Source organism: Mesobacillus subterraneus, assembly GCF_003937825.1.
GTDB lineage: Bacteria > Bacillota > Bacilli > Bacillales > Cytobacillaceae > Mesobacillus > Mesobacillus subterraneus.
In genome coordinates, this window is record NZ_RSFW01000002.1 from 78084 (window position 1) to 93607 (window position 15524).

The following is a 15524-nucleotide window of genomic DNA, read 5'->3' on the forward strand; positions in this document are numbered from 1 at the left end:
TCATCCCCTCCAATCTCTTGAAAGGACGCCATATACCATCAAGTCGTGGAAATGTCCATTCACGAATTCCCCGTCTCGAATCAGCCCCTCTTTTACAAACCCCATTTTCTCAGGAATCGCTTTGCTTTTGTGATTGTCTTTTCCGCAGCGGATTTCGATTCGATTGAGGGACAAATCAGAGAAAGCATAGTTTATTAGGGCTTTCACCGTCCTGGTCGTGAGGCCTTTTCCTTGCATTTTTTCCGACAGGTAATAGCCGATGCTTGCATAGGAATTGCCCCAGTCAATTCCATGGAGACTGATACTGCCTGCAAGCCTTCCCCGGTACCATATGCCAAAATGGCAGCTCCTCCGTTCCTGGAAGCCCTTTTGCCACATCTGGATCACCCAATAAAATTGCTCTGGGAAGCGTAGGCTGTCAACCCAGGGAAGCCATTGACGCAAATACCCACGGGTGGAATCCACGAGCCAAAACAATTCCCAAGCTTCATTCGTCTCGAAAATCCTCAGTTCAAGTTCAGAATCCACTTTGATTGAAACCATATATACCTCCTGTTTGGTATAATCAGGCAATTCATGGCTTTGTGTTTAATTTCTCAAAGAGAGGGAAAAAAGCTTTACATTGTTTTTTATACTTTTTTCTGGGAGGAAGAACATGAAACTGACGACAAAGATATTGATCGGCCTGGGGCTTGGCGCATTGACAGGACTGATCCTTAACATTTTTTCATCTGAATTGTTCGCTATTTTAGATAGATTTCTATTCACGCCGCTTGGCAAGATTTTCATCAGCCTGATCAGCATGCTGGTTGTGCCAATTGTATTGTTTTCCATCATTTTAGGAACTGCCGGTTTAGGCGACCCGAAGAAGCTGGGAAGAATCGGTTTTAAGACTGTAAGTTTCTTTTTGGCGACCACAGCGATTGCCATTTCGATCGGGTTGGCACTGGCCTATTTGATTAAACCGGGACTGATGGGGCAGTTCGATACAAGTGGTGCCAAGTTCGATGCAGAAGAGGCCCCGCCAGTTGGGGAAACCCTTTTAAATCTTATTCCCGGTAATCCATTTGAAGCACTGACAACCGGAAATATGCTGCAAATTATCGTGTTTGCGATTTTCATCGGGCTTGCCCTTACGGCGCTTGGTGAAAAAACGAGGGGGATCCTGAATCTTGTTGAGCAAGGTAATCAAGTCATGATGTATCTTGTTGGACTTGTGATGAAATTTGCTCCATACGGAACATTTGGCTTGATTGCTACTGCGATTGGCAGCCAGGGAATCGACGCCATCAAGGCAATGGGTGTATACATGATCGTGGTCGTACTTGCCCTCGTCGTGCATGCGCTGGTAACCTATGGTTCAGCTGTATATTTCCTTGGCAAAAAGAACCCCTTCTGGTTCTTTAAACAATTCTCGCCTGCGATGGGGGTAGCCTTCAGTACTTCCAGCAGTAATGCAACGCTTCCGATCTCAATGGAAACGGCACAGAAAAAGCTGCGCGTCCCTGAATCTGTCAGCAGCTTCGTCCAGCCGCTGGGAGCAACAATCAATATGGATGGTACCGCGATCATGCAAGGGGTGGCCACCGTCTTTATCGCTCAAGTATTCGGCGCTGACCTGACAATGGGTGAGCTGCTCACCGTAGTGCTGACAGCAGTGCTTGCAAGTATCGGCACGGCAGGCGTACCAGGAGTCGGTTTAATCATGCTGGCGATGGTTCTCCAATCAGTCGGACTTCCAGTTGAAGGGATCGGCCTGATTCTTGGTATTGACCGTTTGCTTGATATGGCCCGTACTGCAGTCAATATTTCCGGTGATGCTGCCTGTGCTGTTATCGTTGCTGAATCTGAAAAAAAGCACCTTGCAAGGACAGAGGAGAAGAGAGTAAACAACATGGCAGACAACCGTTCGCTCGAGTATTCAGAATAAACATGGAGAGACCCGGCCAGATGGCCGGGTCTCTTTTTCGATTGCGATGGTCGCTTATAGATCATTTCTCTGTACTTAAAAAAGCTGCTTCGCTCAAAAATCTGCTGCAGAAAAAGAAACAACAAGCTTAATTTTCATACCCTGTAAGCGGCAGCAGAATGATGAACGACGTTTTATCAGGTTCAGAGGAGCAGGCGAGAATTCCTTTGTGCTTTTCGATGATCTCGCGGCAAACGAATAAGCCGAGACCAGTTCCCAGCGTTTTCGTCGTGACGAAGGGCTCAAAGATCGTCTTGAGCAGATGGTCTGGTATGACAGGCCCATTATTGGAAATCTCGACCTTGATATGCGTGTCATTGACGAAGAATCCTTTGATCTCAATCTTAGGATCATCACGGTACTGGCTTAATACATCAATTGCGTTGAAAATGATATTGATCATGACCTGCCTGATTTCATCTGCGTATCCATACAAGTCCATATTATCAGCGACTTCCTTGACGATCCTCACATTCGTGTCAAGGATACTTGGATAAAGGAAGTTCAGTACTTCGTCGATCATTTTATTCAATGAAAAGAGTGTCTTCTCTTTTCCAATCAGCTCTTTCTTGGATAATAAAAGAAATTGAGAAATTCGGAAATTCAGCTGCTCCAGTTCGCTTGAAATGATATCAAGATACTTCATGTCCTCATGTTCCGATTTCAGGAGCTGAATGAAGCCCTGGATCGAGGTCAGCGGATTGCGGAATTCATGGATGAAGCTGGATGTCATTTGTCCCAGCAAAGTAAGTCTGTCCTTATGGGTCGAGTCGATGAACTGATTCTTTTCCTCAATGATTTTGTTCTTTTGTTCGTTATAATAAGAAACGGCGTAATACAAAAAGGTGTCGAAGCAATAGTTGATCCGGTTGATGGATTCCTGCAGCTCATCCCATTCCATGTTCAGTTTGTGCAGGTGTTTGTACACAACAGATCTTCCGGCATTTACATTGTAGACGAAGTCACCAATATTGATGTCCGCCCGGACGCGTTCTTCACCAACTATAAAAGCAAGCTTCTGGAGATGCTCTTCCAGTTCCTGATTCGTTTTTGAAAAAACAGAAAGAATGATGCCATACATATTTTCAGCGTTTAAGCTAATTTTTTCTTTATATGGATCATCTTCAGATACGATGATTTTTTTGGTCCAGTCGGCAATGAGGTGATCTTTTTCACTAGTCAGGAAGCTAAGCAATCGGTTATCCGTAATTGGCAGCATTTTATTAAGTCCCCCAGTTTTTCTATTCCGTAATAAGGATTCGCGGTAAAACATTAAAACCCTTTGTCGAATATTAAGAAGATGCGATGAAACAAGTCGAATTGCTAAAAACGTGACAAAAGACCGAGTTTTTTATCATTTCCGAAAGAGTTTTGTCTGCCCTCTGTTCGACATTTTGTGAAAATGCTGAATGTAATGCTTGTGATCAGATAAGAGAAGTAGTATATTCATAGTGTAGAAATTAAATAATAACCACAAGGGGAGCTGCTAAAAGCAGCTGAGAGTGAGCGGCCGAGTTCTTACCCTTTGAACCTGTTAGTTAATGCTAGCGAAGGAATGTGGATGCGATAGGAAAGCAATCTTGGGAATCCTATATCGATCCCCTGATTGCTTTTTTTGTTTCTGAAGCAGAAAAGGCGTGTTGGAAACGGACCTCATTCTGGAAAGAAGGAGGAACAATCATGCAACAAAAACAAACTCTCTTTTTGGTCGAAATTGCGGTATTTTCCGCACTGGCCTATTTGCTCGACTTATTTTCCGGCTTTTTATTTTCGAGAATCTGGCCGCAGGGCGGTTCAGTCTCGATTGCGATGGTGCCTGTATTCCTGATGGCATTCCGATGGGGAATCAAAGGCGGTGCCATTACTGGCCTGCTATTGGGTTTACTGCAATTCATCCTGGGCTTTTCACAGATTTATCATCCGGTCCAGGGAATCATTGATTATCTTGTGGCCTTTACTGTACTGGGCCTGGCAGGAATTTTCGCCAGACAGGTCAAAGACGGGATCCAAAACGGGCTTAAAAAGAAATGGGTGCTGTATATCATTGCCGGGACATTCCTGGGAAGCATGCTGCGCTTTATTGCCCATTTCTTCTCCGGGTGGATATTCTTCGGTATCTGGGCTCCTGAAGGGCAGCCTGCCTGGTTGTATTCCATCATCTATAATGGAACTTACATGCTTCCAAGCATGATCCTTAGTGCCATCATTGTCATCCTTGTCATCGGATATGCTCCGACAAGAATGATAAAGTCTTCACCTGTAAGCAAAAAAGCATAGATTTATCCAGAGAGCTGAATAAGCTCTCTTTTTCTATTTATCCATATACCTAAGAGGGTATATAGTTGTAATGATGGCAACCGCCGAAAAATATTGTCAATTATATGGAGTTTTCCTTTAGTACAAGAGATTAAGCGGTGTTTAGTGATTTAAGTCACAGTGAGAAACGCTCAATATTGGTTAAATAAAGATAATCATTCTCATTTAGAAATCTTTTAAAAAAGGTGATGGCTATGCTGGGAAAATTAAAGACTGGTGAAAAAGGCCGGATCATGAATATAGCAGGAGCGGATCAATTTGTCAGAAGAAGATTGCTTGATTTCGGGATTGCCGAAGGCTCAGAAGTTTGTGTGAAGTGTATCCTTCCATTTGGCGGTCCTGTGATGGTCGAGTCATGCGGACAGTGCATTGGGATCCGCCGCAAGGAAGCGTTAAGGATCGAAGTGGAGAGAGTATGATGAATATCGCGCTTATAGGTAATCCAAATACGGGAAAAACTTCACTGTTCAATAATATAACGGGATCCTATGAATATGTTGGCAACTGGAGCGGGGTCACGGTCGAGAAGAAAGTCGGGATCTTCAAGAATGGCAAAGGGCAGTTGATTGACCTTCCTGGCGTATACACCCTCAATCCGCTCTCGAAGGATGAAGGAGTGGTCACGAATTTCTTCCTGAGTGAATCCTTCGAAAAATTGCTCAATATCCTTGATGCCTCGCAGTTAAGGCGGAACCTTCACCTGACCTTGCAGCTATTGGAATATGGCGCTCCTGTCACCATTGGCCTGAACATGCTCGATGTAGCCAGGAGCAGGGGAATCGAAATTGACATCGATAAGCTTGCTGCCTTACTGGGGGTTTCAGTCGCCCCGGTAGTGGCACGATCCGGAAAAGGGGTCAAGGATCTTGCTGAAATGGTGACAGATGAAATTGCCTGCCCGGGCAAAGCCAATCTCGTCTATTATGGAAAAGCGGTTGAGGATGGAGTACTGGAACTTGGGAAAATGCTCAATGGCCGTACAAACCAGCCAGTTCGTTGGCTGGCCCTCCAGTTATTTGAAGGCAATCCTTTTGTAAGAAGCTATCTGGAAAGCTATTTATCTGCTGAACAATTAAACTCACTGGTGATTTCTGTCTCTGAGGCTCAAAACAGGCAAACAGGGAAAGAGCAAGCACTCGACCAGGTAATCCACCGGAAGAGAAGTGAGGCGATCGATAAGATCGTTAATGCTGTGGCCGCGAAATCCGACGATAAAAAAGTACCGTTAACCGAAAAAGTCGACATGATTGTGACGAATAAATTCCTGGGCATCCCGATTTTCCTGCTGCTGATGTACGTGATGTTCATGCTTACGTTTGACTGGCTTGGTTTCCCGCTGTCCGATGCACTGGATGCTTTTCTTTCAGGTCCGGTCACAGCGGGAATCACCGCTGCTCTTTCTGCGGCTGGGGCTTCCTCCTTCATAGAGGATCTGGTGCTGGACGGAATCGTTGCCGGAGTAGGCGGCGTATTGGTCTTTGTACCGCAAATCTTCATTTTGTTCTTCTTCATCTCCTTGTTGGAGGATTCAGGGTATATGGCACGCGTAGCATTGGTCATGGACCGGCTTATGGAATCGGTAGGATTGAACGGGAAGGCATTCATTCCGATGATGATCGGCTTTGGCTGCAATGTACCAGGTATCATGGCAGCAAGGACAATCGAGACACCGAAGGAAAGGCTGATGACGATTCTGCTGACTCCCTTGATGTCGTGTTCTGCCCGGCTTCCTGTTTACGCCTTGTTTGTCGGGGCGTTTTTCCTGGGGAATAAAGCGCTTGTCGTTTTGAGCCTGTATGTCTTAGGAGTAGTGGCAGCGCTCATTCTCGCCAAAGTATTCTCGAAGACCTTGCTGAAGGGGGAAACCTCTGTCTTTGTAATAGAGCTGCCGCCGTACCGGCTGCCGCAGGCAAGAGCACTTTGGAGAAGCACATGGGATAAGGGAAAGGGTTTCATAAAAAAGGCCGGAACCTTCATATTTGCCGGTTCTGTACTGATCTGGTTGCTCTCTTATGCTGGTCCTGAAGGCGTAAATGTCAGCATGGATGAAAGCTATCTGGCATCCCTGGGGAGCATTTTTGCCCCGTTGTTTGCTCCAATCGGCTTTGGCACATGGCAGGCCAGCGCGTCGCTTTTCACAGGGTTCCTTGCAAAAGAGTCAATCATTTCAACGATGAACATCATTTACTTTGTCCCTGATGAAGCAACTCTGCAAGGTTTGATGGCATCTCATTACACGCCGCTGGCAGCATACAGCTTCATGGTATTCATCCTGCTTTATATTCCATGCCTAGCCACCACTGCAACGATTTATAAAGAAACAGCCTCCAAACGCTGGACGGCATTTTCAATCCTTTATGCACTGGCAATTGCTTATATCTTGTCTCTGGTCATATATCAAGGCGGCAGGCTCCTGGGGCTTAGCTGACTTTGGAAGGAGGAAGGTTTCATGATCGCCAATCTATTAATCGGCAGCTCCATTTTTGGATATGCAGGCTGGGCCTTATACCGTTTCATCCAAAAGTCAAAGCAAGGCAAATGTGCTGCCTGTTCCATTCAGGACTCCTGCTCAAGCAGTTGCAGTATAAGCAAGGATAAAAAATAAAGTGAAGGAATGCGGCATGTTGCATTCCTTTTTTTACTTCAGCAAATTCTGTGAACTGTTTAATGTTGCGTATAAAAACAGCTTTTTCGTGAGGTCCCCTCACAGTTCAGGTTCATGTTTGCCATGAGTTTGGTTGCCAGTTTAGGAGAGTGAAGGTGAAGGAATTCGCGGAACTGCCTGTTGGTAATGGTATCGCTGATCAGGATTAAATAATCGTCAACAGCCTGGAAATGGGCATCCTTCGCAGTATGCCCGTAAACTGTGCAGTTCCAGGTTCCGCTGTATCGCTCCATTGCATACTGAGAGCAAAATGGACATTGGACACCTGTCAGGTATTCAGAGGGGTCAATTTTGAATTGGTGAAGGTGGGAGCTGAGAGGAATATCGCTTTTAAATAAAAGCCTGCTCAGTTTTTTATGGTCCTTAACGGACAGCAGCTCACGGGTATGCGTGGAGATGTACTCTTCGATTTTAAAGATCAGTTTCCCCGGGGACACACGCGCTCGTATACTTCCGGGTCATTTAAGGGATTGCGCAAAGCTGTTGAGGGGTTGCTGATGAAGACCAGGTACTCTATGGGGATCGGGGGAAATGGTGATCTTTTAGCCATTTCTGCAAAAGCAGCCGATGTCTTTTTGCCTGAAGGATGGGGTCTTCATAAGTATCTGTTTGGTTATTAAGTGTGCGTTCCATTTGATTAAAAGAGGAGTTAAAAGTGAGGGTGCCTGCCATGTTCTTGGCCTCGATAATAAGTGCAAATGAGGGAGAGAGAAGCAAGGAATCCATCTGGAAGTGTGTTTGACCTGATTTAAGCCGCAACCCCTGGAAGATGTGGAATTGATCTTCGTGCAGGAGGCCGGTGTAATAATCCAAAGCCTCTTCACCTTTATGGCCAGCCCGAGCCTTCATTGAATCTTGAATGACGTCCTGGAGTTTGGGGTGATTTACAGGTAATCTCCATTTAATGACTTCATTTACTTTGATCCGGAGGGGAAATAGTCGTCTTTTTACAATCAAAACTGTTTCATTCCTTTCATTTTGTGTGATTACGGTAAATAGATTCGCTAACCTGGAGTGAAACTTCTGCTTTTTGCAAGATCACGGGTATTTATTTGTAGATTGAAAGACTGCTAATACCGCCATCACTACGAAAAGAGTGATTTCCACTACGAAAATGGCCTTCATAACTACGAATTTAAGGGGATTCACTACGAAATCCGTCATTTTCACTATGATATTGCCCCTTTTCACTACTTTTTCCATATAAAGGTAAAATTTCAGCCCTGAACTCATAAGGAAGTCCTCACGTTGAAAAAATCAATTGCCAAATACATAACATGGGTCACCCTAATGTTCTGCACTGCCTCCACCATAGCCCTAGCCTCAGTTAATTTTCGTAAGAGTGAAAAAAAATATTTTGATTTCTAGATAATTTAGTGTAAAATTACACTTAAAGAATGTAAAGGGAATGAAGTGGATGACAAGGGATGAAATCATCATCAGGGTATCAGATAAGTTAAGAGTGCTGCGTGCGGAAGTCGGCTATACCCAGGATAAAATGGCGGATATTATCGGGATCTCCAAAAAGACGCTTGTCCAGATTGAAAAGGGCAGGGCTCAGGCGGGGTGGTCAACCGTTGTCACCATTTGTGCGTTATTCAGGGAAACCGAGACCATTCAATTTTTGTTTGGCAATGAGCCGCTTGAAGTCCTTGAAACAATTGCTCATGAAGGAACGGATTATCGGAAGGAAAAAACGCTGGGCGGGAAAGTCTGGTGGCGTGAAGTCGCCAGGGCCGAGGGGTTTGTGATGCAGCAGAACATACTCAGCCAGCATTTCAGGATTCTGGATGAAGACGATTTCCGTATTTTCAGCAGCTTTGAGGAGGAAGAAACAAGGGAGCGCCTCGAGGAGCTGGCTGCTGAAGTCAGGAATGGATGATACACCACTGTTAAAAAAGCCGGGTGCATTTATAAATGCATCCGGCTTTTGTCATGGTTATTTTGCAATCAGAACGTGGCAATCGGCATTATTCGACACCTTTTGGCTAACGCCTCCAAGCAGTTTACGCTTGAGTCCTTCATTGCCTGATTGGCCGATAATAATCAGGTCGGCGTTAACATCCGTGGCATATTCGATAATGCTCTCTGCAGGGTTCCCCTCCAGGATGGAGTATTGGACGTCCAAGCCTAAGGCATCCAACTCAGCCTTGGCATTGTTAAAAGCCTGCTCAGAGCTGTGGGTAATAATGGCGTGCTCAGATTTATCGAGTGCTCCCTGCTCCATGGCCAGAGGCGGCACTTGGATGCCATCTGCCGGAAAGTTGTTGATCGGCAAATGTTCAATAGGACGGCCCGTGGATTCCACTACCTCGCTTCTTACCTTCTCCTCATATACATGTCCAACAAAAAGCTGGACACCATTCAGGTCTCTCGCCATCTCCTTTGCCAATTGCAGTGCATTCTTGCTGCCATCAGAATCATCGTATGCAAGAACGATATTTTTAAATGAGATCATCTCTATCAGCCTCCAAGATTACTTCTTACTGCTTCATTACCCCTTTTAGATAAAGGTCTAACTCCCCGGATTTATCCATTCAAACCAAAATATCTTCCGACACTGGTAAAACTTAAGTAAGTTTTTAAGTCTTTTTTCCTCGTAATCAGCCAATATGTGTTAATCCTTTTTAAAAATGGGTAAAAGAAAGTGTCTTATTTCTAAACTATTTTTAAAAGGTTGGGGTGCTCAGTGAGCAAAAATTCAATAGCAACACGTTTTCTAAGAGGCTGGAAGAGGCTACATATGAACCAGGTAATCGTCCTGTCTGTTTCCACGGCTGTTTTGGCATTCTTAAGCTTTTTCCATGTGTATTCAGAAGGGGCAGACATCAGCGCGCTGAATGATGACCTGGCACAGCCAACCGTCATCTATGACGCGAATGGCGAGGTTGCAAGCAAGATTTCGGCGTTAAAAAATGAAGGCATCAAGATAGAAGAAGTACCGGACCATGTGAAAAATGCCGTCATTGCTATCGAAGACCACCGCTTTTATGAACATGACGGAGTGGACCTGGTTGGTATTTCAAGGGCGTTTGTACAGAATGTCAAAGCTGGAGGAATTGTGGAAGGCGGAAGTACGATCACACAGCAATTGACCAAGAATGCATTGCTTTCGAGCGAAAAGACATACAAGAGAAAGCTTGAGGAATTCTTCCTCGCAAGGGAAATCGAAAAGCAGTATTCAAAAGATGAAATTATGCAGATGTACTTGAACCGCATTTATTTCGGGAATGGAACCTGGGGTGTAAAGCGGGCGGCAATGGGCTATTTTGGCAAGGATGTTAAGGACCTTACCATCAGTGAATCAGCGCTGCTTGCTGGATTGATCAAAGCTCCTTCTTCTCTGGATCCATACAAAAACTATGATAAGGCAATGGAAAGAAGGGATGTCGTCCTGTTGATGATGAAGACACATGGCTTCATCAAGGAAGAGGAATATAAGGCAGCACAGTCCGAAAAAATTGCATTAAATGAAAATGGCGGCGATCCATTGAGAGGCCGTTATCCATATTATGTAGATCACGTGATTGATGAAGCAATCAAGAAATTCGGGTTTACACAGGAAGAAATATTGACTGGCGGCCTGCAAATTTATACAGAGCTGGATGTCACAATGCAATCAGCAGTAGAAGCAACCTATGCCAAAGAGGAAATCTTTCCTAAAGGGACGGAAAAGCAAATCGTCCAGAGCGGAGCAGTGCTGGTCGACCCTAAGACTGGTGGCATCCGGGCTCTGGTAGGCGGCCGTGGAGAACACGTCTTCAGGGGCTATAACCGGGCAACCCATTTGAAGGCACAGCCGGGTTCAACCATGAAACCACTTGCTGTATTTGCCCCGGCGATTGAAGAAGGCTGGGCTGTAACAGACATGCTCAAGGATGAAGAATTGGAATTAAAGGATTATAAGCCTGAAAACTTTAATGGTAAATATAAAGGCGAGGTGCCGATGTATGAAGCATTGAAAGACTCCCTGAATGTGCCGGCAGTCTGGCTGTTGAATGAAATCGGCATCGTGAAAGGAATGGAATCTGTCAAGAACTTCGGCATTGACCTTGATCCTATCAATGATCGCAATTTGGGGCTCGCGCTTGGCGGTCTATCTACAGGTGTATCTCCTGTCACCATGGCGGAAGCATACTCTGCATTTGCCAATAATGGAGAGCGTCACGAAACTCATGCGATCACGAAAATCGTTGATAAAGAAGGCAACACGATTGCCGAACACAAAGGCGAGAAAAGCCAGGTGATTTCTAAAGAAACAGCCGAAAAAATGACAACGATGCTCCTGAATGTCGTCCAGGATGGTACAGGTAAAGGCGCACAAATCGAAGGAAGAGAACTGGCAGGTAAAACGGGTTCCACCCAGGTTCCGATTGACGGAATCAAAGGGACGAAAGACCAGTGGTTCGTCGGATATACGCCGCAGCTCGTTGGCGCTGTGTGGGTCGGCTATGATAAGACCGATAAGGAACACTACCTGACGACGACAAGCAGTGAGGGTGCAGCGCTGATCTTCAAGGATTTTATGTCTGAGGCATTGAAAAATACAAAAGCAGAATCCTTTAACGTTCCCCCTATTTCTAAATATGTGGAGGAACATAAAAGAACGCAGCGTGCGAAATCGGTAAAAGAATTAGAGAAAAGAGTCAAAAAAGAAGCAGAAAAACTGAAAAAACAATGGGAACAAGCAAAGCAGAAATCAAAGGATAAAAAAGAAGAAAAGCCTAAAGATGAAGCGAAGGATAATAAAAAGAAAGAGGAATCAACTGCTGAAGCCGCTCCCGCAGAATCGAAAAAAAAGGATAGCGGCGACAGCGACAAAAAGAAAGATACAGACGACACGGATAAAAAGAAAGATACCGGAGGAACTGACGGAGATTCGGGTGGTTCCAATGGTGATTCCGGGGGATCTGGCGACACTGGAGGAACTGGAGATTCCGGCGGTGGGGAAGGAGACGGAGACGGAGACAGCGGTGCTGGGGATTCTGGAAGTTCCGATGGTGGTTCCGGAGGCGGTACCACTGGAGATGATGAAGGGTCCGATAAGGATGGTAACTAGGAATAATGAAAAGCACAGGGGAAAACGTACCCTGTGCTTTTCTATGTTTTTATGGCGAGCCAGTCTTCTGAAAAGATGGATTCCCCATTATAAATAAAGTTATGTGTACATAAAAAGACCTGCTTTTTAAAGCAGGTCTTAGAATAATTTTATTATAGCATTCTTAAAAGGAATCCAATCACGACGATTGCGCCGATGATCATTAAAATCGTTCTTACCACGAAACTTCACCTCAATATCTTTGGTCTAGTAATGGAATTAAATTTGGAATGATTCTGATGTTTCAAGAAGTCGTTTGCGGTTCACTCGCAAAACAGAAGCTTCGTTTGTAAGCAATTGCGTCAGCTGATTCAATTGCGGTTCCACATCTGTACCTTCCATAATGATCTTAAGAGTAGTATTAGGTTCAACCGTCAGCAAGAAGGAAACCAGCTTTGATAAAGAAGTCGCTTCAACTGCTTTCTGTCGGCTGTATAAATAAGTAGTACCATTCAGTTTTTTGGAAGCCTGATAGATTTCAAGCATTTTTTTCATTGTGAATCGTTTCTGAACCATAACGTTTGATGACATAATTTCTTTCATTTTATATATAACTCCTTTAAAAGTATCAATTTATTAGGTTAGTAGAATAATACCCCGGTATGAACGAAAGAAAACCTGTTAAAACAGATTGGGGGATGTTGGCATTTCTATAAAGTTCCCTTGTGAATAACAGGTAGGCCTGGAGCACTTTCCTTCTCCGCCTCAAGATGGAGAAGAAAACGGCCACGAGAAGCTTATGGATTTAGTGAAAGTCGATTAATCTGAGAATAACCTTAGAAAAAGCAAGGAGTAAACAGAATGAAAAAATTTGCGGGGATTTTCCAGAATCGGAGTTTCACGAAATTATTCTTGGCCAACTTCACCTCCCAGATGGGCAGCACGATTGGTTTGACTGCTTTCATGTTTTACCTGCTCGATCGGTTCAGTTCCCAGCCTGTGTACGCGACGATCACTGAATTGATGTATTCTTTGCCGATGCTCGCCGTCTTTTTCCTGATTGGTGTGCTTGCAGACAGGGTCGATCGGCAAAAAATTACCGTTTACTGTGATTGGATTGGCGCGGGTTTATCTTTGATGCTGATCGGGGCCATTTATATTGGCTGGATGCCGTTCGTGTTTGCTGTCTTGTTTTTACGGAGCGGTGTTCAAAAATTCTTCTTTCCTGCAGAGCATGGAATGATCCAGGGAATTCTTAAAAAAGAGGATTATACTACTGCTGCAGGACTGAACCAGCTGGTAATGAGCCTGTTTATGTTATTTGGGAATGGACTTGGCGTGCTTGCATACTGGACGGCAGGAATTTACGGAGCGATTCTCGTGGATACCATCTCTTTCATCATCAGCGCGCTGCTCATTCAGACTACCGTGGTATCAGAGGAAGCCCGCCTTCCCAACGGTCCTCACAAACTGAATGAATTGAACCTCAGGATGGTATTCAGGGATTTTAAAAAGGGCTTTTCCTATGTCTTGAGCAACAAGCTTTTGTTTACATTGATCATCGGTTTTTTTGTGTTCGGGATTGTGAATGGAGGTTTCTCTGTCATGCCAATTTTCATCCTGAAATACAAGCTGGCACCTGAAAGCTATGAACAATATTCAATCGTGGTCGGTTTTGTATTTGGGATTGGCGTTCTGCTTGGCAGTTTCATCGCTTCCATGCTGGCGCAAAAGGTCAAACTGTACTACATGATATCAGTGGGGCTTATCATAGCAGGAAGCTTTACCGCACTTGCATCTATCCCGGACGATATTTATCTCTTTCTTGGGGTCCTGTTTATCTCGGCACTGGCACTCCCGCTTGTGAACATCGGGATCGGCGGGTGGTTCCCGAGGATTATTGATCCAAAAATGATGGGCAGGGTGCAGGGGCTGATCAGCCCGCTGAATATGGTGTCACACTCATTGACTCTGACCTTTATCGCATACAGCTTCCCGGCCAGCCTCACCATAGAAATGCTCTATTGGGTTGTCGGAGGCTGTTTAGCCATCGTCGGAATTTTTTATATGATCGTGCTGCCTAAACTTGCAGAAGAAAAAGCAAGTCTTGTCGAAGAAAATGCAGCTGAACAAGGCGTTTAGAGAAGTCCCATCCGGAGCTTTTTTTCTATTCATAGAATTCTTTAAAAAAACTTTGAACGATTCTTTACTTAAGCCGTCTTATTAATGAATAATCAAATATAGAAAGAATTTATAGGTATGGCGGGGAAAGCGAGGCATGCTTTTATGGAAGAGAAAGAGTTAATCAGCAGTGCTAAAAAAGGTGACCACCGTTCGTTCGCTGTCCTGTTCCGGAATCATTACCCCCTGCTTGTCAAATACCTGATGAAAATAACGATGAATCCTGATCTAGCGGAAGAGTTGGCTCAAGCAACGATGGCAAAATGTGTAGAAAAAATACATTTGTTCAATGGAAAATCGAAATTCTCATCATGGCTGATCAGTATTGCGACGAACTTGTATATCGATCAGTATCGCAAGAAGAAACGGGAACGGGAGTGGAACGAAGGAGAGGCAGCATTGCGGAAACTGAAATGGCATATGGAGTCAAGGAATGAGGAATGGACAGACGCAATGGCTGCACTAGCCAAGCTGACAGAAGAAATGCGCATCCCTCTGATCCTCAAACATTATTATGGATATTCCTATGATGAAATAGGGGAAATCTTGAAAATCGCTGCAGGTACTGCAAAATCAAGAGTCCACCATGGGCTTTTAGCGGTAAGAAAGGAGCTGAAAGTAGATGAAAAATCAAGGGAACTTGCCAAGTGATGAACAATTGGACAAGGAATTTCTCGAGACGATCAGTGCGCTCGATGATGGATTGAAGAAACTGGATTCCCTGGATGTTAATACACCTGATGAACACTGGTTTGAACGAACCGTCCTGGAGCAGCAGGAGCAGCTGAGGAGGAAGCATAGCAGGGAATTGGGCTGGTTTTTAATCAGTGCGCTTTTCATTTTGAGCATCGTACTGTTCACATTACTGGAACTTCCACAGCTTTTCTACCTCCTCCAGGCAGCAGCTGTTGTGGTAACGGTCGTTTACAGCTATAAAGGGGTGCAAAAGCAGGTGGATAGCCAATGAATGGGGAACTGACACCCGGATTGCTTGCTGCAGTCGCTGCCATTCTTTTAACGCAGAGCATTTTTCTATTCACCAATGCCAGGAAGTATGGCCATAATTATTGGCTATGGGGGATCCTTGGTTTGATCCAGGCTCCGATGCCTCTTCTGTTCTATTTGCTTTTTGTCCGGAAAATATGGCAGAAGAAGCCCAAACAGCTTTAAAGGAAAACTTTTAGAAAAATTAGAATTGACATGAGTGCTAAACAGGTGGTAACCTTACAAAAGGAATGGAAAAAATAACTAAAAAGGAGGGTTACAGACATGATGATTGTAATGAACGCAAGAGATATTCAATTGAATAATTGTAACCCATCCTTTTACCATATGTGAGACTTTTTTTGATGAAG

18 protein-coding genes and 1 riboswitch are annotated in these 15524 nt (G+C 44.6%); of the genes, 11 read left to right on the plus strand and 7 right to left on the minus strand.

Annotation, left to right across the window (positions count from 1 at the left end; all coding sequences use genetic code 11):
• Positions 1-543 carry a GNAT family N-acetyltransferase gene (locus EJA10_RS00850; RefSeq protein WP_125478104.1) on the minus strand — a complete coding sequence of 181 codons (543 nt, stop codon included), beginning with the start codon at positions 541-543 and terminating at the stop codon, positions 1-3.
• 112 nt (positions 544-655) lie between these two features.
• On the opposite strand from EJA10_RS00850, the gene EJA10_RS00855 reads away from it, so the two are divergent.
• On the plus strand, positions 656-1930 hold the full coding sequence (locus EJA10_RS00855; RefSeq protein ID WP_125478105.1) for a dicarboxylate/amino acid:cation symporter: 1275 nt from the start codon (positions 656-658) through the stop codon (positions 1928-1930).
• Positions 1931-2057: 127 nt separating this feature from the next.
• Here EJA10_RS00855 and EJA10_RS00860 read toward each other — a convergent pair whose 3' ends face one another.
• Positions 2058-3188, minus strand: a complete 1131-nt coding sequence (locus EJA10_RS00860; protein ID WP_125478106.1) for a histidine kinase N-terminal domain-containing protein — start codon at positions 3186-3188, stop codon at positions 2058-2060.
• Between the two features lie 247 nt (positions 3189-3435).
• Positions 3436-3542, plus strand: a riboswitch (TPP riboswitch).
• 107 nt (positions 3543-3649) lie between these two features.
• On the opposite strand from EJA10_RS00860, the gene thiT reads away from it, so the two are divergent.
• The 4 genes from thiT (at position 3650) to EJA10_RS00880 (ending at position 6890) form a co-directional block, all read left to right on the plus strand.
• Positions 3650-4246 carry an energy-coupled thiamine transporter ThiT gene (gene thiT, locus EJA10_RS00865; RefSeq protein ID WP_125478107.1) on the plus strand — a complete coding sequence of 199 codons (597 nt, stop codon included), beginning with the start codon at positions 3650-3652 and terminating at the stop codon, positions 4244-4246.
• Positions 4247-4479: 233 nt separating this feature from the next.
• The gene (locus EJA10_RS00870; protein WP_125478108.1) at positions 4480-4704 is read left to right on the plus strand and encodes a FeoA family protein; all 225 of its coding nucleotides are present in this window, start codon (positions 4480-4482) and stop codon (positions 4702-4704) included.
• Positions 4704-6713 (plus strand): ferrous iron transport protein B, encoded by a 2010-nt coding sequence (feoB, locus tag EJA10_RS00875; RefSeq protein ID WP_125478347.1) that lies wholly within the window; start codon positions 4704-4706, stop codon positions 6711-6713. Before EJA10_RS00870 ends, feoB begins: the two co-directional genes overlap by 1 nt.
• 21 nt (positions 6714-6734) lie before the next feature.
• Positions 6735-6890, plus strand: coding sequence for a FeoB-associated Cys-rich membrane protein (locus EJA10_RS00880; protein WP_125478109.1), 156 nt, complete (start codon positions 6735-6737; stop codon positions 6888-6890).
• A 59-nt stretch (positions 6891-6949) separates the two neighbouring features.
• On the opposite strand, the gene EJA10_RS00885 is transcribed toward EJA10_RS00880, so the two are convergent.
• From EJA10_RS00885 to EJA10_RS00895, 3 genes are all read right to left on the minus strand, one after another.
• Entirely contained in the window at positions 6950-7387 is a 438-nt protein-coding gene (locus tag EJA10_RS00885; RefSeq protein ID WP_125478110.1) for a hypothetical protein, read from the minus strand.
• Positions 7388-7463: 76 nt separating this feature from the next.
• Positions 7464-7907: a nuclease-related domain-containing protein gene (locus tag EJA10_RS00890; RefSeq protein WP_125478111.1), complete on the minus strand. Its 444-nt coding sequence runs from the start codon at positions 7905-7907 to the stop codon at positions 7464-7466.
• An 81-nt stretch (positions 7908-7988) separates the two neighbouring features.
• A complete protein-coding gene (locus tag EJA10_RS00895; protein WP_125478112.1) occupies positions 7989-8183 on the minus strand; it encodes a hypothetical protein in 195 nt (64 codons plus the stop codon).
• Between the two features lie 184 nt (positions 8184-8367).
• On the opposite strand from EJA10_RS00895, the gene EJA10_RS00900 reads away from it, so the two are divergent.
• Positions 8368-8832: a helix-turn-helix transcriptional regulator gene (locus tag EJA10_RS00900; protein ID WP_125478348.1), complete on the plus strand. Its 465-nt coding sequence runs from the start codon at positions 8368-8370 to the stop codon at positions 8830-8832.
• Between the two features lie 57 nt (positions 8833-8889).
• Here the strand turns inward: EJA10_RS00900 and EJA10_RS00905 are convergent, their stop codons facing one another.
• Positions 8890-9408, minus strand: a complete 519-nt coding sequence (locus tag EJA10_RS00905; RefSeq protein WP_125478113.1) for a universal stress protein — start codon at positions 9406-9408, stop codon at positions 8890-8892.
• Between the two features lie 285 nt (positions 9409-9693).
• Here EJA10_RS00905 and EJA10_RS00910 point away from each other — a divergent pair, with 285 nt between their 5' ends.
• A complete protein-coding gene (locus EJA10_RS00910; protein ID WP_125478114.1) occupies positions 9694-12009 on the plus strand; it encodes a transglycosylase domain-containing protein in 2316 nt (771 codons plus the stop codon).
• 258 nt (positions 12010-12267) lie between these two features.
• On the opposite strand, the gene EJA10_RS00915 is transcribed toward EJA10_RS00910, so the two are convergent.
• On the minus strand, positions 12268-12591 hold the full coding sequence (locus tag EJA10_RS00915) for an HPr family phosphocarrier protein (protein WP_125478115.1): 324 nt from the start codon (positions 12589-12591) through the stop codon (positions 12268-12270).
• A gap of 258 nt (positions 12592-12849) precedes the next feature.
• Here EJA10_RS00915 and EJA10_RS00920 point away from each other — a divergent pair, with 258 nt between their 5' ends.
• From EJA10_RS00920 to EJA10_RS00935, 4 genes are all read left to right on the plus strand, one after another.
• Positions 12850-14130, plus strand: coding sequence for an MFS transporter (locus EJA10_RS00920; protein WP_125478116.1), 1281 nt, complete (start codon positions 12850-12852; stop codon positions 14128-14130).
• Between the two features lie 144 nt (positions 14131-14274).
• On the plus strand, positions 14275-14820 hold the full coding sequence (sigY, locus tag EJA10_RS00925) for an RNA polymerase sigma factor SigY (RefSeq protein ID WP_125478117.1): 546 nt from the start codon (positions 14275-14277) through the stop codon (positions 14818-14820).
• A complete protein-coding gene (locus tag EJA10_RS00930; protein WP_125478118.1) occupies positions 14792-15136 on the plus strand; it encodes a YxlC family protein in 345 nt (114 codons plus the stop codon). The genes sigY and EJA10_RS00930 overlap by 29 nt, the downstream gene beginning before the upstream one ends.
• Entirely contained in the window at positions 15133-15339 is a 207-nt protein-coding gene (locus EJA10_RS00935; RefSeq protein WP_125478119.1) for a sigma-Y antisigma factor component, read from the plus strand. The genes EJA10_RS00930 and EJA10_RS00935 overlap by 4 nt, the downstream gene beginning before the upstream one ends.
• The last annotated feature ends 185 nt before the right edge of the window (positions 15340-15524 follow it).

Excerpts from the sequence above, each read along its gene's own strand:
- EJA10_RS00850 (WP_125478104.1), bottom strand. The coding sequence starts at position 543 with ATGGTTTCAATCAAAGTGGATTCTGAACTTGAACTGAGGATTTTCGAG.
- EJA10_RS00855 (WP_125478105.1), top strand. The coding sequence starts at position 656 with ATGAAACTGACGACAAAGATATTGATCGGCCTGGGGCTTGGCGCATTG.
- EJA10_RS00860 (WP_125478106.1), bottom strand. The coding sequence starts at position 3,188 with ATGCTGCCAATTACGGATAACCGATTGCTTAGCTTCCTGACTAGTGAA.
- thiT (WP_125478107.1), top strand. The coding sequence starts at position 3,650 with ATGCAACAAAAACAAACTCTCTTTTTGGTCGAAATTGCGGTATTTTCC.
- EJA10_RS00870 (WP_125478108.1), top strand. The coding sequence starts at position 4,480 with ATGCTGGGAAAATTAAAGACTGGTGAAAAAGGCCGGATCATGAATATA.
- feoB (WP_125478347.1), top strand. The coding sequence starts at position 4,704 with ATGAATATCGCGCTTATAGGTAATCCAAATACGGGAAAAACTTCACTG.
- EJA10_RS00880 (WP_125478109.1), top strand. The coding sequence starts at position 6,735 with ATGATCGCCAATCTATTAATCGGCAGCTCCATTTTTGGATATGCAGGC.
- EJA10_RS00895 (WP_125478112.1), bottom strand. The coding sequence starts at position 8,183 with ATGAGTTCAGGGCTGAAATTTTACCTTTATATGGAAAAAGTAGTGAAA.
- EJA10_RS00900 (WP_125478348.1), top strand. The coding sequence starts at position 8,368 with ATGACAAGGGATGAAATCATCATCAGGGTATCAGATAAGTTAAGAGTG.
- EJA10_RS00905 (WP_125478113.1), bottom strand. The coding sequence starts at position 9,408 with ATGATCTCATTTAAAAATATCGTTCTTGCATACGATGATTCTGATGGC.
- EJA10_RS00910 (WP_125478114.1), top strand. The coding sequence starts at position 9,694 with ATGAACCAGGTAATCGTCCTGTCTGTTTCCACGGCTGTTTTGGCATTC.
- EJA10_RS00915 (WP_125478115.1), bottom strand. The coding sequence starts at position 12,591 with ATGAAAGAAATTATGTCATCAAACGTTATGGTTCAGAAACGATTCACA.
- EJA10_RS00920 (WP_125478116.1), top strand. The coding sequence starts at position 12,850 with ATGAAAAAATTTGCGGGGATTTTCCAGAATCGGAGTTTCACGAAATTA.
- sigY (WP_125478117.1), top strand. The coding sequence starts at position 14,275 with ATGGAAGAGAAAGAGTTAATCAGCAGTGCTAAAAAAGGTGACCACCGT.
- EJA10_RS00930 (WP_125478118.1), top strand. The coding sequence starts at position 14,792 with ATGAAAAATCAAGGGAACTTGCCAAGTGATGAACAATTGGACAAGGAA.
- EJA10_RS00935 (WP_125478119.1), top strand. The coding sequence starts at position 15,133 with ATGAATGGGGAACTGACACCCGGATTGCTTGCTGCAGTCGCTGCCATT.